We start from the raw sequence: 18,785 nt of genomic DNA on the forward strand, positions 1-18,785 counted from the left end.
GGCGGTCAGGCGCGGCCGGTGAGGTCGTAGCCGGCGTCGTCGACGGCGGCGGCGATCGCGGCGTCGTCGGGCGCTCCGCCGGTGGTCACGGTCACCAGGCCGCCCGCGATGTCGACGTCGACGGAGATGACGCCGTCGAGCGCGGAGACGGAGGTGGTGATCGCGGTCCTGCAGTGTCCGCAGGTCATGCCGGACACGGCGTAGACGGTGGCGGTGCTTTCGGCGACGGCGGTGGCGGTGGCCGTGGTGGCCGCATCGGCGTTGGTGGAGCAGCTGCCGTCAGGAGTACAGCAGGAAGACATGGGTTCCTCCTCGGTGGTGGCGATACCCTGTGGGGGTATCCGGAACTGAATCCATGTATACCCCCCAGTGGTATCCGACGCAAGGGCGGACCCGGCTTGACTTGATACCCCCTAGGGGTATGGTGAAATGCATCGAAGCACGCACTCGCAGACTCACGTACGTACGGGAGAGCAGCCATGAACACCGGAGTGAAGATCACCGCCTTCGCCGCAGCGCTCGCCGCGACCTTCGGGACGGCGTACGGCGTGGGCAAGGGCGTAGGGCCCGTGGATGAACCGGCTCAGGCGGGCCACGGGGAACACGCGCCCGCGGAACCGGGGACGGGTTCGGGGACGGATTCGGGGTCGGCGAACGCACTGGCGGCTGGGGGCCTCCAGGTCTCCGAGGGCGGCTACACGCTGGCCCTGGAGACGCCGACCCCGGCGCAGGGCCGGAGCGTCCTGAAGTTCTCGGTCAAGGACGCGGGAGGCGAGAAGGTCACGGCGTACACGACCGAGCACGGCAAGGAGCTGCACTTCATCGTGGCCTCGCGCGACCTCACGGTCTACCGCCACCTGCACCCCGTGCGGGCGGCCGACGGGACGTGGTCGACACCGGTCGACCTGCCGGCCGCCGGTGGCTACAAGGCTTTCGCGGACTTCAAGCCGGCGGGAAAGAACGCGAAGGGCATCACGCTCGGCGCGGACCTCGCGGTCCCGGGCACGTACGCACCGCAGCCGATGCCGACGCCCGCGCGGACAGCGACGGTCGACGGCTACGAGGTGAAGCTGGGCGGCGCGCTCACCCCGGGCCGGGCGGGCGAGCTGAAGCTCACGGTCGGCAAGGGCGGGAAGCCGGTCACGGACCTGGAGCCGTACCTCGGGGCGTACGGCCACCTCGTCGCCCTGCGCGGCGGCGACCTCGCCTACCTCCACGTCCACCCCAACGAGGGCGGCCCCGGCCCGGACGTCTCCTTCACGGCGACGGCGCCGAGCGCGGGAACGTACCGCCTCTTCCTGGACTTCCAGCACGGCGGGAAGGTGCGGACGGCGGCCTTCACGGTGCAGGCGGGGCAGGGCGGTGCGCCGGCGATCTCGACGCCGGATGAGGCGCCGCACGATGCGGGCGGCCACGAGCACGGCTAGGGTGGTCATTGGACTAGACCTGTAGCCGTCATTCATGGAGGAATGGGCTCGATGAGCAACCGTGCAGTCCTTGAGGTGATCGCCCTCGACGAGGAGGACGCGGTCGCCGCCCAGGCCGGTGGGGCGGACCGCCTTGAGCTGGTCACCGACATGGCGGCCGACGGGCTGACCCCGTCACGGACCGGCTTCGCCGCGATCCGCGCCGCCGTGGACATCCCGCTGCGCGTGATGCTCAGACTGACGGACGGCTTCGCGGCGGGCGACATCGAAGCGCTGGTGTCCCGCGCGTCCGAGCTGCGGGAGGCGGGCGCGGACGAGTTCGTGCTCGGCTTCCTGACGGCGGACGGCGACGCGGACCTGGTGGCGGTGGAGCGGCTGATGGCCGTCCTGGACGGCTGCCGGTGGACCTTCCACCGGGCGATCGACCGCGCCGCCGACCGCGACGCGCTCCGCAAGCAGCTCGCGGACCTGCCGGGCCTCGACACCTACCTCACGGCGGGCGCGCCGACCGGCGTCGACGACGGCCTCCCCGTCCTCAAGGCGGAGGCGGCCCGCTCGGGCGAGCCCGGCTACGAGCCCCAGATCCTGGTGGGCGGCGGCCTCCGCCTCGACCACCTCCCGCAACTCCGCGCCTCCGGCCTGGACGCCTTCCACATCGGCGGCGCAGCCCGCCCCAACGGCTGGAAGGCCCCGGTCTCCCCGGAAGCGGTCCGCACCTGGCGCAAGGCCCTGGACGCCTAGGGCGTGTTTCGAAAGTCCCGCCTGCCTGGCGACGCCTGGCACGCACGCTCGCCGCGTTGTCGGGATCACCCCGATACATCCAGTATCGGGGCGACCCTCCGCCTTGCGATCGCACGCACCAGACGCCGCCAGGCCTGCCCTTCGGGCAGACGGCGCTACTTTCGAAACACGCCCTAGCCGGACAGCCCTGGCCGCACCACCGAGAAGGGACCGCCACCTCCACGAGGGAGGGGCGGTCCCTCGGTGCCGCTAGGGTGCCGTTTCGGCGGAGAGCTCAGCCCATACGAATTTCCCGGGACCTTCCCGGTCGGACACGCCCCATCTCTCCGACAGCACGTCGACCAGCGGAAGACCCCAGCCGCCGCCCGCCTCGGCCGCAGGAAGCGCCATGAGCGGGCGCACCTCCGACGCGTCGTGCACCTCGACGCGAAGCCCTCCGGGGATCCGGAGGTAGCGCGTCTCGATCTTCCGGTCAGGTGCGGTCCGGGCGTGCCTGACCGCGTTGGTCAGCAGCTCCGAGAGGACGAGCGAGGCCGCGTCCTCGATCCGGCCCAACCCCCAGGCGCCCAGCGCCGAACGCAACTCCGCCCGCGCCCGACCGACATTCCGGGCGCTACGGCTCCACCGCAGCACGACTGTGGGTGGCTGACCCATCAGGCCACCTCCACACCGTGAATCAGCCGGGGCCCCACGTCGATGCCGTGGACCGCGAGCCACAGCGCTCGCCGACGCTGCCTCTGTGCCCGGCACGCTTCCCGCTGTTCGTGCGCGGCGAGGTAGGGGCGTACGACAGGGCTGTCCTCGCCGGGAATGACCGACCAGGAGCGGAACGGGCGGGCGGTGGGCACCGCGGGGTGCGCGCTGGGGACGGTCCACCCGGCCGCCCGGCGGCGCCGGCCGGATGGAGGCCTTCTCCGATGTGGTCTGCGTGGAGCACGTCACGGGGACCCTGCACATGGAAACTCCGCAGGAGACCCGTTCCTATACGCTCGCCTTCGACTCGCTGAGATCAACAGCGTTGAGCCCTGCCGACAGTCTCGATCTGATCCAGCAAGTCAGGCGAGAGTTGTAACCGACAGGAAGTCGAGGTACGCACCGCGATGGCCTCCGAGCTTGGCGACATCGTTTGGCGCAAGAGCAGTTACAGCGGCGGAGGGTCCGGCGGTGGCGACTGCGTAGAGGTTGCCGACCTGGTCTGCGCCGCCGCCGTACGGGACAGCAAGTGCGCGAGCGGACCCGTCCTGCGCTTCGGCGCAGGGTCCTGGCAGGCCTTCCTTGAGGAAGTGCAGGCGCCGATCAGCTTTTGATGCTGCAAGTCGGCGCAAGTTCCGTGCGGTGCCGGGTGAGTTCGGAGCAAGCTCGGCCACAGGCATCGTGTACCCCGACCGAGGAGGAGATTGTGGCCCTGCGCAGGCTTGGCAAGGACCCGGAGAGCAAGGACGGCGCTTCTCCCACGATCTATCTGGACGACGAAACCGACACCTACTTGGTCCAGGGTTACAAGGTCAACGGTGGCGAACGCCGGTCGCAGATGGACATCCCCGATCACGAGGATGTCATCGAGCTTCCCAGGCGAATGGTCCAGTTCTTCCTGGAGGTGAAGCGTGACGAAGGCCCCGACGTTTGAGGAGCTGCTCAGCTCGGCTCGTCACTCGGCTGTGCATCTGGAGATGCGCGACACGTACATGGAATCGGACCCGAGTTACGTCGCGTGGCAGGCCGGCGTCCGACACTCTGCCGAGGACAACGACCCCGAACTCAGGCCATGGCTCAAGTGGGTCCGGGGCGCCACGGACCGGGGCGTATCAGTCCGACGAGCTCGGGTTTTCTCGGTGCCGGAGTCGGACTACATCAAGTTCGAGCACCACGTCTCCGAGGCCAACATCAAGGCAGGGGAGGAGATCCGCTGGCTGCCTCGGCGGAACGCCACTGACATCGCGTTCCCGGGGAACGATTTCTGGGTGTTCGATGACGAACTCGTCCTCGTACTCCACTTCGACGGCAACGGGGAGTGCGCGCCGGGCGAGTGGATCGAGGTCACTACCGATCCCCTGATCCGCGATCTCTGCAGGGGATCGTTCGAGGCTGTGTGGAATCGCGCGATCCCTCATGCGGAGTACCGGCCGGTCTGATCGCGCGTACCGAACAGGCCACGCCAGTGCCATCCTCACCCCTTTCCGCAGTCCAGGAGGAACGCGTAGCGCTCGGGCGCCAGCTCCGGGAGATCCGCAGACCGACCGGCATGACGGCACGAGCCTTCGCGGCTCGTGCCGGCTGGAGCGAGTCCAAGGCTTCCCGTATCGAGAACGCCCGCACGTCGCCCTCGAACGACGACATCCGTCAGTACTGTGAGCTGTGCGGTGTCCCTGAGCTGTACGCAGACCTCGTAGCCAGGGCGGACAACATCGATGAGATGTACGTCGAGTGGCGCAGGATGCAGCGAGAGGGGCTTCGGCGAGGTCAACAAGCGCACGTACCCCTCTATGAGCGGACGCATCGCTTCCGTGTCTATGAGCCGGGGGTCATTCCGGGGCTCCTGCAGACGGCCGACTATGCCCGGGCGATCATGGGGCGCATCATCGACTTCCGCCAGATCCCCGATGACTCGGAAGCCGCAGTCACCGTACGTATCGAGCGACAGCACGTGCTCCGCGACTCGCACCGGCGCTTCGGCTTCCTGCTGGAGGAATCCGCGCTGCGGTCCAGGTTCGGCAGCTCCGAGGTCATGGCTGCGCAGCTGGGCCACCTTCTCACCGTCGCCTCTCTGCCGCAGGTGAGTCTGGGCGTGATCCCGATGTCCGCCGATCGGGTCATGTGGCCTCTGGAGGGCTTCTGGATCTTCGACGAGCAGCAGGTCGTCATCGAGCTGGCCACGGCGCAGGTCACCGTGAAGCAGCCGAGCGAGATCGCCACGTACGCGCAGATGTTCGCGGGACTGGCCGCGATCGCTTCCTACGGGCCGCAGGCACGGACGCTCATCTCGGATGCGATCAGCGCCCTGGGGTGAAGATCTGCAAGGGCGTGCAAGTTTGTTGAGCTCGCCGAGCCGCCCGGTCGATCCTCTACGAAACGTCACCGATGCCGTTTCGTCCTAGGGAGCGATCGCCATGAATCGCAGGTCAACGCAAGTAAGTGGCAAGGGTGTTGACGGCCTGAGGGCCACGGCGGATCTTCGCGCGGCGTTGGGCGCGATCGGCATCACCTTCCCCTCGCTCCGCTTCGACGGCCCGGTGGCCGCCGGCGGCGACTTGGTGCACCTCGGCGGATGCTCGGCCGAGATGGCGGCCAGGCTCGCCGAGTGGATCGAGGAGCACCGGTGACGAATCCCGGTCGTGGCCGGGCGCTGTGAGTGCTCCACGGCGCGGGGACCGTCTCCCCGTATTTCTGATGTGACCGAGGAGGCCTCCTCTCCATGGACGATCTCTACAACCGGCCTGTCGAAGGCGCGGAATTCACGAAGTTCTGCGGCGGCAACCTGGGCGGCGAGCACGAGTCGTGCATCGAGTTCGCGCGGATTCCGGGAACGACCGACGGCTTCGTCCTGCATGACAGCAAGCCAGCCGGTGCGGGCATGGAACTGCGCGCCACCGTGACCGAGCTGGACAACTTCGCCCTCGGGTGGGTGAGGCAGAGGCGCCTCGTCCAGCTCCGTACGGACAGCGCAGGGGCCGCCCCCATTGCAGCTGGGGGCGGCCCCTCTGAACAGTATGAGAGGTGCCCATGGCCGGGAACGTGCGGGTGCACTTCCACGGATACGGACCGTGGGTCGGCAGCCGAGACGCGTACGGCGTCGAAACCCAACGCCGACCGGGTCTCGAACCCGGTGACATGCAGACCCGGGAGTTCCTTTCATCTCGACTTCCGCCGATGCAGGTTCGGCACTGGCTGATGCGCAAGGAGCAGACCGCGCGTGAGCGCACCTGGACGCGCGCCGTGGATGCGGTGACATGGCTGCGAAGGGTCTACGAGGAGAACCCACCCTTCATCCGTGACGACTCCGGTCGGGCGTACATCTCGCTCGAAGAGAAGGTGGCCGCCGCCCTGGACGCCCTCAGCCGAGGATCGGACGCGGTGTGGGTCCACTACACGAAGGCCGCGAGCCTCGCGTCGTTCTCGGTGGTGTCCTGCCCACATCGGATCTTCAGTGAGATCGAGAAGGACTCGGTCATCCCGTGCCCGTTGCCGCCGCCTTAGAAGAAGGGACGTCATGTCACTCCGCCTCTTACTCCCTGAGGACGGCGTCACCGACCTCAGGGAGGCCTGGCCGGACGAGCCTCGCGTGTACGTGCGCGGCCGTACGGAGCTCGACCGACGGATCAGCTCGGCTGCTCTCAACGCGTATGTGGAGACAGGCTGCGTACCGGCGAACGAGATCGCTGTCGTACGCGCTCCGCACCCCTCACTGAACCAGAACGCTCACATGACCCACGGCCGTACCGACCCGGTGAAACTGCGCCGGCTCCACGACGCCGGGCACACCATCCGGCTGGGGAACCTTCAGCGAGTCATCCCGTTCCTGGCAGAGACCTCCCGAGGCATCCAGCAGGAGACCGGCTACTCGAACTACGTCCACGCCTTTCTGACGCCGCCCGGCCGACAAGGCCTTCGCCACCACTGGGACCAGCAGATGGCCGTGATCGTCCAGACGGCCGGCACCAAGAGGTGGCAGTTGTGGCGACCGCTCGTGGAAGCACCGATGCGCGAGTTCAACGAGAGCTGGCGCGTCTGGCGTGACGACTACATCCCGGCCTGGGAGGCTGCCGGGCCCGACATCGAGGTCGATCTGCATGCCGGGGAGTCACTGCTGCTCCCGAGAGGCTGGGTGCACAACCCTCACGTCGTCGACACGGACGAACCGAGCGTCCACCTCACCTTCGCGATACGCGAACGCACGCCTGTCTGGTTGGCGGAGAAGCTGATCGCAGGGGTGATCGAGGATGCGACCTACCGTCGCATCCTCAGGCCGTGTGACGTCAACGGGGCAGGCTTCGCCGACGGCCTCAGGGCCACCCGAGACGCGCTCGTCGAGTACCTGGAAGCCCTGGACCTGGAGCAGCTTGCGCCGAGCGTCCGCGCAGCCGCGATGACGGAGCTGGAGTACACGACCTGAGGGATCGCGCACCGGCGTTCTACGCCGCCTCGCCCCTCGCCGGGGGAGCGAGGGGCGGTGTCAGCGGGTGCCTGCCCAGCCAAGGGCCGCGCCTCAGCGGCCGCCCGCCACGCGCAGGATCGTGCCCGTCGTGTACGACGCGTCGGGGGACAGGAGCCAGGCCACCGCCGCCGCGATCTCGTCCGGTCGTCCCGGGCGGCCCAGGGGGGTCGTCGTCGCCGCCTTCGCCGGGCGGTCGGGGTCGCCCATCGCCGCGTGCATGTCGGTCTCGATGACGCCCGGGGCCACCGCGTTGACCCGGATGCCGTCCGGGCCGAGCTCCTTGGAGAGGCCCACGGTCAGCGCGTCGGTCGCCGCCTTCGTGGCCGCGTAGTGGACGTACTCGCCGGGGCTGCCGAGCGTCGCGGCGGCGGAGGAGACGTTGACGATCGCCCCGCCGTCCCGGGCGGCCATGTCGCGGGCCGCGCGGCGGCAACAGAGCAGGTAGCCGAGGAGGTTGACCTCCACCACGCGCCGCAGGTTCTCCGTCGTCGCGTCCGCGAGGCGCCCCAGCGGCCCGGTCACGCCCGCGTTGTTCACCAGGCCGGTCACCGGGCCGAGTTCCGCCTCGGCGGTGTCGAAGAGCCGCTCCACGTCCGCCTCGACCGACGTGTCCGCGCGGACGACCACGCACCGCGCGCCCTCCGCCCGGACCGCCGCCGCCGTCTCCTCGGCGGCGGTCGCGTCCCGTACGTACCCGAGCACCAGGTCGTGGCCCTCGGCGGCCAGTCGTACGCAGGTCGCGGCGCCGATCCCCCGGCTCCCGCCGGTGACGACGGTGACGCCCTTGACCGTGGTGCCGGTGGTGACGGTGGTCGTGTGTCGCATCGTGCTTCCCTTCTCGCGGTCGCGCCGCCCCCACCGTAAAGCGCTGGCCGGGGCCGTCGGCCGCCGACTACCGTCCCCGGCATGACCGACCTCGTGCGCAGACTGATCGCCGCCCAGTTCCCCCAGTGGGCGGAGCTGCCGGTCAGGCGCGTGCCGTCGGCCGGCACGGACAACGACATGTACCGCCTCGGCGAACGCCTCGCCGTCCGGCTGCCCAAGTCCGCCGAGACCGCCGGGTCCATCGTGAAGGAGCAGCGCTGGCTGCCGCGGCTCGCCCCGCATCTGCCGCTGCCCGTCCCCGTACCGGTGGGCCACGGAGTGCCCGGGGAGGGCTTCGACCTGCCCTGGTCGGTGTACGACTGGCTCGACGGCGCCAACGCCTACGACGAGCCGATCGTCGAACTCGCCGACGCGGCCGTCACGTTGGGGCGCTTCGGTGCCGCGATGCGCCGCGTCGACGCCACCGACGGCCCCCGGTGCTTCCGGGGCGGTCATGTCACCGAGTGGGCGGAGGGGGCCACCGAGGGCGCGATCCGGGACCTCGGCGCCGACGGCGTCCTCGACGCGGACCGCGTCACCGAGGCCTGGGAGTCGGTGCTGCGGCTGCCGCAGTGGGACGGTCCGCCCCGGTGGGTCCACGGCGACCTGCTGCCCGGCAACCTGCTGGCCCCGGACGGCCGGCTGAGCGCCGTCATCGACTTCGGCGCGGTCGGCACCGGCGACCCCGCCTGCGACACGATGGCCGCCTGGACCCTCCTCACCGCCGAGACCCGCCCGCTGTTCCGCGAGGCGGCGGAGGTCGACGACGCGACCTGGGCCCGGGGTCGCGGCTGGGCGCTGTGCTGGGGCGTGGTGACGGAACACGAGTACCGCAGTACGAATCCGGTCCTGGCGACGGTCGCGCACCGCGCGTGGTCGGAGGCGCTGGAGGAGTACGGCCCCTAGTCCCCCGGGCGGGGCGGAGGTCATCAAGTTTTCATGGTCGGAGGGCTGTTCATCGCGGCCCGCCGACCCCACCATGCTCCTCACTACTCGTGCGTAACACCTCGTAGGGGGAAGCGTGTTGAGGCTCCGTGTCCGTTTCGTGGCGCTGTTGGCCCTGATGGCGTCGATGTTCGTCACCCAAGCCGCGCCGGCCACCGCGGCCCAGGCCGTGGCCCGTACCCCCGTCGTCCTCGTCCACGGCTACAACGCCGACCCCGGTGTCTGGGGCGGTCTGCGCGAGGACCTCAAGGCCGACGGGTACACCGACGCCGAGCTCTTCTCCTTCGGCTACGACACCCACCGGTCCGTCAACGAGGCCATCGCCGGCGAGCTCGCCGCGTACGTCGAGGGCGTCAAGCGGCAGACGGGCGCGAGCCGGGTCGACCTCGTCTCCCACTCCTTCGGCAGCCTCGTCACCCGCTGGTACGTGAAGTTCGACGGCGCCGGCCAGTCCTCCGTGGCCCATTGGGTCTCCCTCGCGGGCCCCAACCACGGCACCAGCACCGCCTGGGCCTGCGCCCTGTGGGACCAGGCCTGCCGCGACATGACCCCCGGATCGTACGTCCAGAAGAAGCTCGCCGAGGGCGACGAGACCCCCGGCGCCGTCCGCTACGCCACCTGGTGGTCGAACTGCGACGAGGTCATCAACCCCGACAACAGCGTCCCCCTGACCGGCGCCACCAACAACGCGGCCGGCTGCCTCGACCACAACGCGCTGCTCGGCGACGACGGGGTCTCGCAGGGGGTGCGGGCGTTCCTCCGGTCCTAGGGGTTGTCCGCCGGGCAGCCCCTAGGGCCTATGCGACCTTGATCCGCCGGACGGGCCCCGGCCCCGGTCCCACTCCTCCCCGCTACGGGTTCAACTGCTCCGGCAGCGGCGAGGAGTGAACGACCGTCAGACCCGACACCGCACGCGTCAGCGCCACGTACAGACGCCGCAGCCCCGTCCGCTCGTCCGGTTCGCCGTCGACGACGGCCGCCGGGTCGTCCAGGACCACGTAGTCGTACTCCAGGCCCTTGGCGAGCGAGGCGGGGACGAGCGTGAGCCGCGACTCGGCCGTCGTCTCCTCGCCGGGCGAGAGGTACGCGTACCCGGCGGCGGCCAGCGCCTCGGCGAGCGGCGCGATCCGCGCGTCGGCGGCGATCAGGCCGATGGAGCCCTCGTGCTCCAGGGCCTCCGCGCAGGCCGCGACGACCGCCGCGTCCAGCTCCGCCGGTTCGCGGTGCCGGATCGACAGCGAACCCGGGTTCTCACGGACCGACTCGACGGCCGCAAGACCGGGCGACATGTGGGGCAGCAGCCGGGAGGCGTACGCGATGACCTCGCGAGGCACACGGAAACCGGCTGTCAACTCCTCCACCACCGCCTCCGGCTTGCCCAGGTGCCCGAGGGCCTGCGCCCAACTCGCCGTCGCCCACGGCGTGGTGCCCTGCGCGAGGTCGCCCAGGATCGTCGCCGAACCGGTCGTGCAGCGGCGGCCGACGGCCCGGTACTGCATCGGAGACAGGTCCTGCGCCTCGTCCAGGACCACGTGCCCGAGCGAGTGCGTGCGCTCCACCAGGTCCTTCGCCTCGTCGATCAGGACCGCGTCCGCCGCCGACCACTTCGCCGACTTCACCGACCGCGCCGGCTTCGCCCACAGCAGCAGCTTCTGCTCGTCCGCCGAGAGCAGCCCGTCGGCGTGCTCCGCCAGGAACTCGGCGTCGCCGAGCAGCCGCAGCACCAGCTTCGCCGGGTCGACCGGCGGCCAGAGCGTCTTCACGACCGCCTTCACGGCCGCGTTGCGCGCCACCGCGTCCTGCACGCGGTCGTCGGGCGCCTCGCCCGCCTGCTCCATGCGCACCAGGACCGTGTGGGCGATGCGCTGCGGGAGGGCGTCGCGGGCGGCGCCGTAACGGATGTCGCGGTCGAGCAACTCGCGGACGATCTCCTCCAGTTCGTACGCCGGGACCCGCCAGCGGCGCGAGCCGCGCACCACGACGAGCGGCTCCGTCGGCAGGGTGACGTGCGAGCGGACGGCCCGCCGGAGCACCTCCGCCATCCTCGCGTCGCCCTTGACGACCGCCGTCGCCGCCTCGTCGGCGCCGACGACCTCGACGTGCGCGACGAGGTCGTCGACGGTCGCCTGCTGCACCTCCAGCTCGCCGAGGGCCGGGAGGACCTGCTCGATGTAGTGGAGGAAGGACCGGTTCGGCCCGATGACGAGGGTGCCGGTGCGGGCGAGCCGCTCCCGGTGCGCGTAGAGCAGGTACGCGACCCGGTGCAGGCCCACGGCCGTCTTTCCGGTGCCGGGGCCGCCCTGGACGCAGACGGTGCCGCCGAGCCCGGACCGTACGATCTCGTCCTGCTCGGGCTGGATCGTGGCGACGATGTCCCGCATCGGGCCGACGCGCGGCCGCTCGATCTCGGCCTGGAGCAGCCTGCTGGTCCGCTCCAGCTCGGCCGGGTCGGAGAGGTGCTCGTCCTCGTACGCGGTGAGGTCGCCGCCCGTGTAACCGAACCGGCGCCGAAGCCCGACGTCCTGCGGGTCCTTCTTCGAGGCCCGGTAGAACGGCTGGGAGACCGGCGCGCGCCAGTCGATGACCATGGGGTCGCCGCCGGCGTCGTGGACGTGCCGACGGCCGATGTAGAAGCGCTGCCCCTCCTGCGTGGTGTGCAGGTAGTCGAGCCGCCCGAAGAAGAGCGGCGTGTGGGACAGGTCGGCGAGGGCCTTGATCCGCTCCTCGATCTGGCGACCGAGGACGGCGGCGTTGACCCAGTTCGCGGTGACGTCCTTGATGTCGAGGGCCTCGACGTCCTCGCGCATCGCGCGCAGCGCGGCACGCGAGTCGGCGAGATGGGCGCGCTCGTGCGCGAGCGGGTCGACGGACGTGGACATGCGAAAGCCTCCGGGCCGGGGGTGCGGGCATACGGACATGCGGGGCATGCGGACATGCGGGGCATGCGGGCATGCGGACACGACAGGGCGGCCGCCGGTTTCCGACCGGGCGGCGGCGCGCTCCACGGGGGAGGCGGGGGAAGTCGGAGATTGTAGCTGCGGGGGCAGGGGAGACGCGAACGATTTTCGCGGCTTCCGGCTGGGGGACGGCCCGTAGGGGACAGGGTCCGACTTGAGGGGGACAGGGATTCCACCCCCAGCCTGATGTGTTCGGAATGTCCGGATTCCATCATGGAGACATGACCACAGCGACCTTCACCCCGGACCGTACGATCCCCCGCCCCACCTCCCGCCGCCTCGGCCTCGCGCTGCGCGCGATACGCGCCTACGGCACCGCCGCCGTGGACGTCGTCGTGCTCGGCCGGTACGCCGAGGAGGCGGGGGTCAGGAACCCTCGACCCGAGTACGTCGGGGGCCCGGACTGAGTACGACCGCTCATGCCCGGCCCGTCCGCCGCTGATGTGATCGGGGCATGACGACGAACCAGGCACCCCAGGCGGCGGCTCCGACGGCCACGCCCGACCCGACGGCCCCGTCCGCCCGCGCGCTGCGGATCATCGCGCTCTGCGGCCTCCTGGCGCTCTTCGTCTCCTTCGTCCTCACCGTAATCGTCATGCTGGAGGACAGCATCGGCGACGACGGCAAAGCCGGTTCGGCGATCGACGCGGCCTTCTGGGCGCTGGGCCTCGGCACCCTGGCCGGTCTCGTCGCCGCCGTACTGCCCCGCTCGGTCCTGGCCCACCGCGCGCGCACGTTCGCGGTGGCCCTCCAGTACATGCTGGCGCTGATCGCCCCGGTGATCGCGATGATGGACTGACGAGCAGGAACCCGGCCGGCGTACGTGCGGACGCGCCGACCCGGGCCCGGACGACGTCGCCGCCCCCGCCCGGGCCCGGCCGACGTCGCCGCCGATGGCCACCGGAGCCCGGCGCCGGTCAACCCACCGGGCCCGGCCGACGTCGCCGCCGACCGGGCACCGGAGCCCGGCGCCGGTCGACCCACCGGGCCCGGCCGACGTCGCCGCCGACCGGCCACCGGAGCCCGGCGCCGGTCGACCCACCGGACCCGGACCGCGGCGCTACTGCCCCGCCTGCTCGCCGCCCTTGCCCTCGCCCGCCATCAGCTCGTCCGCGTCCACGATCCGGTACGCGTAGCCCTGCTCGGCCAGGAACCGCTGGCGGTGTGCCGCGAAGTCCTGGTCGATCGTGTCGCGCGCGACGACCGAGTAGAAGTGCGCCTGGTGACCGTCGGCCTTCGGCCGCAGCACCCGACCGAGCCGCTGAGCCTCCTCCTGCCGGGACCCGAACGTGCCCGACACCTGGATCGCGACCGTCGCCTCGGGCAGGTCGATCGAGAAGTTCGCGACCTTCGAGACGACCAGCACGCTGATCTCGCCCTCACGGAACGCGCCGAAGAGCTTCTCGCGCTGCGCGTTCGACGTCTCGCCCTTGATGACCGGCGCGTCCAGATGCTCGCCGAGCTCGTCCAGCTGGTCGATGTACTGGCCGATGACGAGGATCTGCTGCCCGGCGAACTTCCGCACGAGCGCCTCCGTGACCTTCCGCTTCGTCGCCGTCGTCGCGCAGAAGCGGTACTTCTCCTCCGTCTCCGCGGTCGCGTACGCGAGCCGCTCCGAGTCCGTGAGGTTGACCCGCACCTCGACGCAGTCGGCGGGCGCGATGTACCCCTGCGCCTCGATCTCCTTCCACGGCGCGTCGAACCGCTTCGGCCCGATCAGCGAGAAGACGTCCGACTCGCGCCCGTCCTCGCGGACGAGGGTCGCGGTCAGGCCGAGCCGCCGCCGGGCCTGGAGGTCCGCGGTGAACTTGAAGACCGGCGCGGGCAGCAGGTGCACCTCGTCGTAGACGATGAGGCCCCAGTCACGGGAGTCGAAGAGCTCCAGGTGGGGATAGATCCCCTTCCGCTTGGTCGTCAGCACCTGGTACGTGGCGATGGTGACCGGCCGGATCTCCTTCTTCGTACCGGAGTACTCGCCGATCTCGTCCTCGGTGAGCGAGGTCCGCTTCACCAGCTCGCTCTTCCACTGCCGCGCGGAGACGGTGTTGGTCACGAGGATCAGCGTGGTGGCCTTGGCCTGCGCCATCGCGCCCGCCCCGACCAGCGTCTTTCCCGCGCCGCAGGGCAGCACGACGACGCCGGAGCCGCCGTGCCAGAAGCCCTCGACGGCCTGCTTCTGGTACGGGCGCAGGGCCCAGCCGTCCTCGGCGAGCTCGATGGGGTGCGCCTCGCCGTCCACGTACCCGGCGAGGTCCTCGGCGGGCCAGCCCAGCTTCAGGAGCGTCTGCTTGATCTGCCCGCGCTCGGAGGGGTGCACGGCGACGGTGTCCTGGTCGATCCGGGCGCCGACGAGCGGCTGCACCTTCTTCGAGCGGAGGATCTCCTCAAGGACGGGCCGGTCGGTGCTGGTCAGGACGAGGCCGTGGGTGGGGTGCTTGGAGAGCGTGAGCCGCCCGTAGCGGGCCATCGTCTCGGCGACGTCCACGAGGAGCGCGTGCGGCACGGGGTAACGGGAGAACTCGACGAGCGCGTCGACGACCTGCTCGGCGTCGTGCCCGGCCGCGCGCGCGTTCCAGAGCCCGAGCGGCGTCACCCGGTACGTGTGGATGTGCTCGGGCGCCCGCTCCAGCTCGGCGAAGGGCGCGATGGCCCGCCGACAGGCCTCCGCCTGCTCGTGGTCGACCTCCAGGAGCAGCGTCTTGTCGCTCTGGACGATGAGTGGTCCGTTCACGTACGTACATCCCTTCCGCACGGCCAAACATCCAGTGTGCCTGAGGTCCGGCCGTTGTCGGTGGGGACGGGCGACGCCGAAAGGCCCTAGACCTGGTCCTCCGCCAGTTCCGCGACGCCCGTGATGCGGTGCAGGGGGTACGTGCGGACCTCGTCCGCCGTGTGGTCGTAGCCCGTCACGAAGCCGCCCTCCACACGCACGGGGGCGATCACGCGCTGGCTGGCGGCGCCCTCGGCGTTGACGTAGCCGATCCAGACGGCCGTGCCGGTCATCGCGGCGGCCTGGACCGTGGCCAGGGTCTCGGCAGGGGAGGTCCGGGGGAGCTCGCCGGGTGCCCGGGCCGGGGTCTCCGGGGTCTCGGGGCGCTCCTTGCGGACGGCCGTCGCGGCCAGGTCGCCCGCCCGGATCGCCCGGACCGCCGCGCCGAGCAGGGTCGAGTCCGGTGCGGGCGGGCCGTCGGGGACGGGCGCGGGCGCGGTGCGGGCGCCGGTGCGGTAGGCGTCGGCGCGGGTGATCAGGACGTCGCCCGCGGCGGACTCGGCGGCCGGGGCGTACCCCATCGACCGCAGCCCGTCGAGCAGCGCCGTCGGGTCCGTCTGCGCGGCGAGCACGGTCGGCGCGAGGCGGCGCAGCCGCAGCGACGCGGACCGCTTGTCGGCCAGGATCTCGCCGAGGACCGCGTCGTCGTCGCAGCGCACGTACGCGGACGCGGCGCCGATCCGGAGGTGGCCGTGCTTCCGCGCCACGTCGTCGATGAGGTACGAGAGCGGCTGCGGCACCGGCGTACGGGAGTGGGCGGTCAGGAAGTCGTGCAGGTCGGAGGCGCTGCGTCCGGCGTCGAGCGCGCGCCGCACCGAGCCGGGCGTGAAGCGGTAGACCGTCGCGCCGCCCTTCGATTCGACGTCCGCCAGGACGGAGAGCATGTCGGCCAGCGGGCGCCGCAGCGGTCCCGGCGCGACGGCGGTCAGGTCGGCCTGGAGGAGGACGTGGTCGACGGCCTCGGGGAGGAGCGGGGCGAGCAGGGTCGCGGCCCGTGAGGCGGCGACGGACAGCTCGACCCCGTGCTCGGCGACCGGCTCAGGGGCCGCCTCGGCGAGGGGCAGGTTGAGCAGCGCCCGCGCGGGCGAGGCGAGGGCACCGCGCCCGGTGATCCCGAGCATCTCGGCCTCGCCGAGGGTCCACAGGGCGATCCGCGAGCGGAGGTCGGTGGGGGAGTGGCCCGTACCGGAGCCGTACGCGGTACTGGAACCGGTGGAGCCGAAGGCGGGGGAGGCGCTCCCGGTGCCGTACGCCGTGGTCGAAGCCGTGCCTCTGCCGCTTCCCGTTCCCGCGCCCGCGCTCGCGCCCGAACCCGGCTCCCCGCCTCCGGGTGCCCTGGTCGTCGTCGACGCACCGCGCAGCGGCCGCTCCCAGCGGAGCCGGGCCAGCAGGGCTTCCGGGGCGGCGGCAGAGCCCGGCGGCAGGGTCGCCTGCAAGGTGAGGACCCGGCGCCGCACCTCCGGAGCGGCGCCCCGGTCGAGGTCAGGGCCCAAGGCCGAGAGGGTGCGGCCCTTCGCGTCCTGGCCGCCGATCAGGCCGGCGGTCCGCGTGCCCATGAGCCAGGTCGTGGCGAGGCGGGCCCAGCGCTCGGCGGGCGGCAGGTCGAGCCAGTCGTCGTACGCGGGCGTCGGCGCGTACCGCTCGTCCGCCTCGCCGTCCGAGGCGAGCAGCCCCGCCCCGTAGGTGAGCTCGAGCCAGAACGCCGCGACCGGCTCGGCCACGTCGAGGGCGACGGCGGTCCGCTTGAGGTCCCGTACGGACAGGCCGCCGGCGCGGAGCACGGCGGGGCCGCCCTGGTGCCAGCTCTTCAGCAGCTCCTCGACCGTCGAGAGCGCCGCGTACGCCTGGCCGGCCGCCGCGTTGTCCACAACCTGGGGACGGTACTCGCGCAGGACGGTCAGCTCGGGCGCGTGCGGCTCGGGCGAGCGGTGCGCCCGGCCGCCACGCAGATGGAGCGCCGCCTCCCGGGGCAGGACGACCGTGCGGGGCGAGGCGGGCAGCAGCAGGCCGCGGTCGCGCAGCCACTGGACGGGCGGGGTGGGGTTGGCGGTGACCTCGCCGTACGGCGGACCCCAGACGAGCCGGTCGAGCACGGCGAGGGCCTCCGGCGGCGCCGTGTCGAGCAGCGAGCCCATCCGGTCCCGGTCGGTGAAGAGCCCGGTGAGCGCCGTCACGGCCGAGACCGGATCGTGCGTCGCGGGCAGCCCGGCGGCGGCGATGATCTCCTGGATCCGGCCCGGCGACATGCCGGCCGTCGCCTCGGAGACGGTCGGCCCGAGGCCGGTCGGGGAGGGGTGCTGAGGGGAGGGCGCGAGCAGCTCGCGGGCGGTCCGTACGAGCCGCAGCCGGTCGTCCTCGCCCCAGACCAGGGCCTGTTCGCGCAGCACCTCCACGGCGCGCGGCAGGGCCGCCTCGACGCCCGGGTCGCCGTCGTCCCCGCTGAGGAGGGCGAGGAGGACCGCGTACGGGGCGGGGTCCGGGGCGACGGCGAGCGCCTCGGCGGTCTGGAGGGTGAACCGGTCGAGCCGTTCGAGCGCGCGGACGACGGAGCCGCGGGTGCCGGCGCGGGTGGCGAGCTGGGTCAGGTCGTTCGGTACGGGGGAGAGCAGGTCGGGGCGCGCGCGGAGCAGCGCGACGAGCCCCTCGTCGCCCCGCGCGCGCAGCGCCTCCGCGAGCGTGCGCGGCGCTGCGGCGGCGTCAGTTCCTCCGGGCACGTGCGCCTCCCGATCGAGCTCACCGATCCCCATCCGGACCACGTTAGCCCCTGCGCGGGCGCTAACGTCGGGGCGTACCGGCCGTGGAGGGGACTGTGGGGATCGAGAGCGACCAGTTGGTCTTCGACTATCTGAGCCGCGTGGGGGACCTGGCGCAGCAACGACAGCTGCCGTCGGGGGACCGGATGCGGCTCGTGTCGACGCTCAGGGGCGAGATCGACCGTCGGCGCGCCACGTTCGGCCAGGAGAGTCCGGCGGCGATACGGGGCATCCTCGACGCCCTCGGCTCGCCGGACGAGGTCGTGGACCGGGCGGCGGGCGGGGACGGCGACGGGGCCGGTCGCGCGGGCGAGGACGGGCGTGGGGGCGGTCGCGGGAGCGCGCAGGCACCGGAGTTGCCCGTCCAGCGGGGTGGTCGGCTGCTGAAGGGGAAGCGGGCCGTACCGAAGCCGCGTACGGCGCGTATCCCGCGTGCCTTGCGCAAGCCGACTGTCGAAGCGCCCGGGCCGACGCCTCCGCACCTGGCGGGGATGGACGAGATCGGCTCCGCGGACACGGATCCGGACTGGTGGCGCCTCGACGACCTCGACGTCGACGAGCCGCTGCCGGGCGACGACCTGGTGCCGGGGTTCCGGGGCGGGGTGGAGATTCCGGAGCTGCTGAAGCCGCCGCCCAGGGAGCGGGACGAGGAGAACGACCTCGCCGAGGAGGTGGAGGAGGCGGCGGCTCGGAGGCCGCTGTGGCGCCGGGTCCTGCGGGTGGGACGGCCGTCCGCGGAGTCGGAGGGTGGTGGCTTCCGGCTCGGCAGCCCGGTCCTGGTCCTCGCCGCGGTCCTCCTGCTGGGCGGCGTGGTCTTCGGCTCCCTCGTACCCCTGGCCCTGGGCTGGCTCCTCGCCTACGGCTCGCGCCGCCTCTCCCGTGCCGAGACCCAGTGGGCGGTCGTCATCATCCCGGGCCTGGCGGCCGCGGGCGGCGCGACCTGGCTCTGGGGCCGTGTGCAGGGCCGCTGGGGCGAGCCGGTCGCGCAGGGCGGCGAGGCGATGGGGGCGGCGGTCTCGGAGACCTGGCCGTGGACCCTGAAGGCCGCGGCGATCGCCACCGCCGTCTTCCTCCTCTGGCGCGCCCGCCGCGCCGCCGCCTCCTCCTAGGTCGCGGCGCGCCCGCCGCGCCGCCGCCTCCTAGGTCGTGTTCGGAAGGTCTGGCCTCGCTCGCGAC

The 18,785-nt window shown here is 72.0% G+C and carries 22 protein-coding genes; 16 read left to right on the forward strand and 6 right to left on the reverse strand.

What is annotated here, in order from left to right:
- Nucleotides 1-5: 5 nt before the first annotated feature.
- The gene (locus ACGFYP_RS16085) at nucleotides 6-302 is read right to left on the reverse strand and encodes a heavy-metal-associated domain-containing protein (RefSeq protein ID WP_393492951.1); all 297 of its coding nucleotides are present in this window, start codon (nucleotides 300-302) and stop codon (nucleotides 6-8) included.
- A 177-nt stretch (nucleotides 303-479) separates the two neighbouring features.
- Here ACGFYP_RS16085 and ACGFYP_RS16090 point away from each other — a divergent pair, with 177 nt between their 5' ends.
- Nucleotides 480-1,427 (forward strand): hypothetical protein, encoded by a 948-nt coding sequence (locus ACGFYP_RS16090; RefSeq protein WP_393492954.1) that lies wholly within the window; start codon nucleotides 480-482, stop codon nucleotides 1,425-1,427.
- Nucleotides 1,428-1,478: 51 nt separating this feature from the next.
- The gene (locus tag ACGFYP_RS16095; RefSeq protein ID WP_393492956.1) at nucleotides 1,479-2,168 is read left to right on the forward strand and encodes a copper homeostasis protein CutC; all 690 of its coding nucleotides are present in this window, start codon (nucleotides 1,479-1,481) and stop codon (nucleotides 2,166-2,168) included.
- 249 nt (nucleotides 2,169-2,417) lie between these two features.
- Here ACGFYP_RS16095 and ACGFYP_RS16100 read toward each other — a convergent pair whose 3' ends face one another.
- The gene (locus ACGFYP_RS16100) at nucleotides 2,418-2,822 is read right to left on the reverse strand and encodes an ATP-binding protein (protein ID WP_393492959.1); all 405 of its coding nucleotides are present in this window, start codon (nucleotides 2,820-2,822) and stop codon (nucleotides 2,418-2,420) included.
- Between the two features lie 301 nt (nucleotides 2,823-3,123).
- Between ACGFYP_RS16100 and ACGFYP_RS16105 the strand changes: the two genes are divergently transcribed.
- From ACGFYP_RS16105 to ACGFYP_RS16145, 9 genes are all read left to right on the forward strand, one after another.
- On the forward strand, nucleotides 3,124-3,240 hold the full coding sequence (locus ACGFYP_RS16105; RefSeq protein WP_393493476.1) for a hypothetical protein: 117 nt from the start codon (nucleotides 3,124-3,126) through the stop codon (nucleotides 3,238-3,240).
- Between the two features lie 28 nt (nucleotides 3,241-3,268).
- A complete protein-coding gene (locus ACGFYP_RS16110) occupies nucleotides 3,269-3,475 on the forward strand; it encodes a DUF397 domain-containing protein (protein ID WP_393492962.1) in 207 nt (68 codons plus the stop codon).
- A gap of 92 nt (nucleotides 3,476-3,567) precedes the next feature.
- On the forward strand, nucleotides 3,568-3,795 hold the full coding sequence (locus ACGFYP_RS16115; protein WP_393492965.1) for a hypothetical protein: 228 nt from the start codon (nucleotides 3,568-3,570) through the stop codon (nucleotides 3,793-3,795).
- Nucleotides 3,773-4,300, forward strand: coding sequence for a DUF6879 family protein (locus ACGFYP_RS16120; protein WP_393492968.1), 528 nt, complete (start codon nucleotides 3,773-3,775; stop codon nucleotides 4,298-4,300). Before ACGFYP_RS16115 ends, ACGFYP_RS16120 begins: the two co-directional genes overlap by 23 nt.
- Nucleotides 4,301-4,326: 26 nt before the next feature.
- Nucleotides 4,327-5,175 carry a helix-turn-helix domain-containing protein gene (locus ACGFYP_RS16125; RefSeq protein WP_393492971.1) on the forward strand — a complete coding sequence of 283 codons (849 nt, stop codon included), beginning with the start codon at nucleotides 4,327-4,329 and terminating at the stop codon, nucleotides 5,173-5,175.
- A gap of 100 nt (nucleotides 5,176-5,275) precedes the next feature.
- Nucleotides 5,276-5,488, forward strand: coding sequence for a hypothetical protein (locus ACGFYP_RS16130; protein ID WP_393492974.1), 213 nt, complete (start codon nucleotides 5,276-5,278; stop codon nucleotides 5,486-5,488).
- Between the two features lie 92 nt (nucleotides 5,489-5,580).
- Nucleotides 5,581-6,057, forward strand: a complete 477-nt coding sequence (locus ACGFYP_RS16135) for a hypothetical protein (protein ID WP_393492977.1) — start codon at nucleotides 5,581-5,583, stop codon at nucleotides 6,055-6,057.
- On the forward strand, nucleotides 6,036-6,362 hold the full coding sequence (locus tag ACGFYP_RS16140; RefSeq protein WP_393492980.1) for a hypothetical protein: 327 nt from the start codon (nucleotides 6,036-6,038) through the stop codon (nucleotides 6,360-6,362). The genes ACGFYP_RS16135 and ACGFYP_RS16140 overlap by 22 nt, the downstream gene beginning before the upstream one ends.
- A gap of 13 nt (nucleotides 6,363-6,375) precedes the next feature.
- Nucleotides 6,376-7,278 carry a JmjC domain-containing protein gene (locus tag ACGFYP_RS16145; RefSeq protein ID WP_393492983.1) on the forward strand — a complete coding sequence of 301 codons (903 nt, stop codon included), beginning with the start codon at nucleotides 6,376-6,378 and terminating at the stop codon, nucleotides 7,276-7,278.
- Between the two features lie 93 nt (nucleotides 7,279-7,371).
- On the opposite strand, the gene ACGFYP_RS16150 is transcribed toward ACGFYP_RS16145, so the two are convergent.
- Nucleotides 7,372-8,145 (reverse strand): SDR family oxidoreductase, encoded by a 774-nt coding sequence (locus ACGFYP_RS16150; RefSeq protein ID WP_393492987.1) that lies wholly within the window; start codon nucleotides 8,143-8,145, stop codon nucleotides 7,372-7,374.
- Nucleotides 8,146-8,226: 81 nt separating this feature from the next.
- On the opposite strand from ACGFYP_RS16150, the gene ACGFYP_RS16155 reads away from it, so the two are divergent.
- Both ACGFYP_RS16155 and ACGFYP_RS16160 read left to right on the forward strand, forming a co-directional pair.
- The gene (locus tag ACGFYP_RS16155; protein WP_393492990.1) at nucleotides 8,227-9,090 is read left to right on the forward strand and encodes an aminoglycoside phosphotransferase family protein; all 864 of its coding nucleotides are present in this window, start codon (nucleotides 8,227-8,229) and stop codon (nucleotides 9,088-9,090) included.
- Nucleotides 9,091-9,205: 115 nt separating this feature from the next.
- The gene (locus tag ACGFYP_RS16160; protein ID WP_361960625.1) at nucleotides 9,206-9,898 is read left to right on the forward strand and encodes a triacylglycerol lipase; all 693 of its coding nucleotides are present in this window, start codon (nucleotides 9,206-9,208) and stop codon (nucleotides 9,896-9,898) included.
- Nucleotides 9,899-9,980: 82 nt separating this feature from the next.
- Here ACGFYP_RS16160 and ACGFYP_RS16165 read toward each other — a convergent pair whose 3' ends face one another.
- Nucleotides 9,981-12,008, reverse strand: a complete 2,028-nt coding sequence (locus ACGFYP_RS16165) for a HelD family protein (RefSeq protein ID WP_393492994.1) — start codon at nucleotides 12,006-12,008, stop codon at nucleotides 9,981-9,983.
- Between the two features lie 299 nt (nucleotides 12,009-12,307).
- On the opposite strand from ACGFYP_RS16165, the gene ACGFYP_RS16170 reads away from it, so the two are divergent.
- Nucleotides 12,308-12,493 (forward strand): hypothetical protein, encoded by a 186-nt coding sequence (locus ACGFYP_RS16170; RefSeq protein ID WP_393492997.1) that lies wholly within the window; start codon nucleotides 12,308-12,310, stop codon nucleotides 12,491-12,493.
- A gap of 47 nt (nucleotides 12,494-12,540) precedes the next feature.
- Entirely contained in the window at nucleotides 12,541-12,885 is a 345-nt protein-coding gene (locus tag ACGFYP_RS16175; RefSeq protein ID WP_393493000.1) for a hypothetical protein, read from the forward strand.
- A gap of 261 nt (nucleotides 12,886-13,146) precedes the next feature.
- Here the strand turns inward: ACGFYP_RS16175 and ACGFYP_RS16180 are convergent, their stop codons facing one another.
- Together ACGFYP_RS16180 and ACGFYP_RS16185 are read right to left on the reverse strand one after the other, a co-directional pair.
- Nucleotides 13,147-14,817 (reverse strand): DNA repair helicase XPB, encoded by a 1,671-nt coding sequence (locus ACGFYP_RS16180; RefSeq protein WP_393493003.1) that lies wholly within the window; start codon nucleotides 14,815-14,817, stop codon nucleotides 13,147-13,149.
- A gap of 86 nt (nucleotides 14,818-14,903) precedes the next feature.
- A complete protein-coding gene (locus ACGFYP_RS16185; protein ID WP_393493007.1) occupies nucleotides 14,904-17,603 on the reverse strand; it encodes a helicase-associated domain-containing protein in 2,700 nt (899 codons plus the stop codon).
- Nucleotides 17,604-17,665: 62 nt separating this feature from the next.
- Between ACGFYP_RS16185 and ACGFYP_RS16190 the strand changes: the two genes are divergently transcribed.
- Entirely contained in the window at nucleotides 17,666-18,718 is a 1,053-nt protein-coding gene (locus ACGFYP_RS16190) for a hypothetical protein (protein WP_393493010.1), read from the forward strand.
- Nucleotides 18,719-18,785 lie beyond the last annotated feature (67 nt).

This window comes from Streptomyces sp. NPDC048370 (assembly GCF_043200825.1).
Classification (GTDB): domain Bacteria; phylum Actinomycetota; class Actinomycetes; order Streptomycetales; family Streptomycetaceae; genus Streptomyces.

What these genes read in the sequence shown, in the direction of transcription:
- ACGFYP_RS16140 (WP_393492980.1), top strand. Translation starts at nt 6,036, where the DNA reads ATGCAGGTTCGGCACTGGCTGATGCGCAAGGAGCAGACCGCGCGTGAG.
- ACGFYP_RS16175 (WP_393493000.1), top strand. Translation starts at nt 12,541, where the DNA reads ATGACGACGAACCAGGCACCCCAGGCGGCGGCTCCGACGGCCACGCCC.
- ACGFYP_RS16105 (WP_393493476.1), top strand. Translation starts at nt 3,124, where the DNA reads ATGGAAACTCCGCAGGAGACCCGTTCCTATACGCTCGCCTTCGACTCG.
- ACGFYP_RS16170 (WP_393492997.1), top strand. Translation starts at nt 12,308, where the DNA reads ATGACCACAGCGACCTTCACCCCGGACCGTACGATCCCCCGCCCCACC.
- ACGFYP_RS16165 (WP_393492994.1), bottom strand. Translation starts at nt 12,008, where the DNA reads ATGTCCACGTCCGTCGACCCGCTCGCGCACGAGCGCGCCCATCTCGCC.
- ACGFYP_RS16145 (WP_393492983.1), top strand. Translation starts at nt 6,376, where the DNA reads ATGTCACTCCGCCTCTTACTCCCTGAGGACGGCGTCACCGACCTCAGG.
- ACGFYP_RS16155 (WP_393492990.1), top strand. Translation starts at nt 8,227, where the DNA reads ATGACCGACCTCGTGCGCAGACTGATCGCCGCCCAGTTCCCCCAGTGG.
- ACGFYP_RS16135 (WP_393492977.1), top strand. Translation starts at nt 5,581, where the DNA reads ATGGACGATCTCTACAACCGGCCTGTCGAAGGCGCGGAATTCACGAAG.
- ACGFYP_RS16150 (WP_393492987.1), bottom strand. Translation starts at nt 8,145, where the DNA reads ATGCGACACACGACCACCGTCACCACCGGCACCACGGTCAAGGGCGTC.
- ACGFYP_RS16110 (WP_393492962.1), top strand. Translation starts at nt 3,269, where the DNA reads ATGGCCTCCGAGCTTGGCGACATCGTTTGGCGCAAGAGCAGTTACAGC.
- ACGFYP_RS16100 (WP_393492959.1), bottom strand. Translation starts at nt 2,822, where the DNA reads ATGGGTCAGCCACCCACAGTCGTGCTGCGGTGGAGCCGTAGCGCCCGG.
- ACGFYP_RS16090 (WP_393492954.1), top strand. Translation starts at nt 480, where the DNA reads ATGAACACCGGAGTGAAGATCACCGCCTTCGCCGCAGCGCTCGCCGCG.
- ACGFYP_RS16095 (WP_393492956.1), top strand. Translation starts at nt 1,479, where the DNA reads ATGAGCAACCGTGCAGTCCTTGAGGTGATCGCCCTCGACGAGGAGGAC.
- ACGFYP_RS16085 (WP_393492951.1), bottom strand. Translation starts at nt 302, where the DNA reads ATGTCTTCCTGCTGTACTCCTGACGGCAGCTGCTCCACCAACGCCGAT.
- ACGFYP_RS16130 (WP_393492974.1), top strand. Translation starts at nt 5,276, where the DNA reads ATGAATCGCAGGTCAACGCAAGTAAGTGGCAAGGGTGTTGACGGCCTG.
- ACGFYP_RS16185 (WP_393493007.1), bottom strand. Translation starts at nt 17,603, where the DNA reads ATGGGGATCGGTGAGCTCGATCGGGAGGCGCACGTGCCCGGAGGAACT.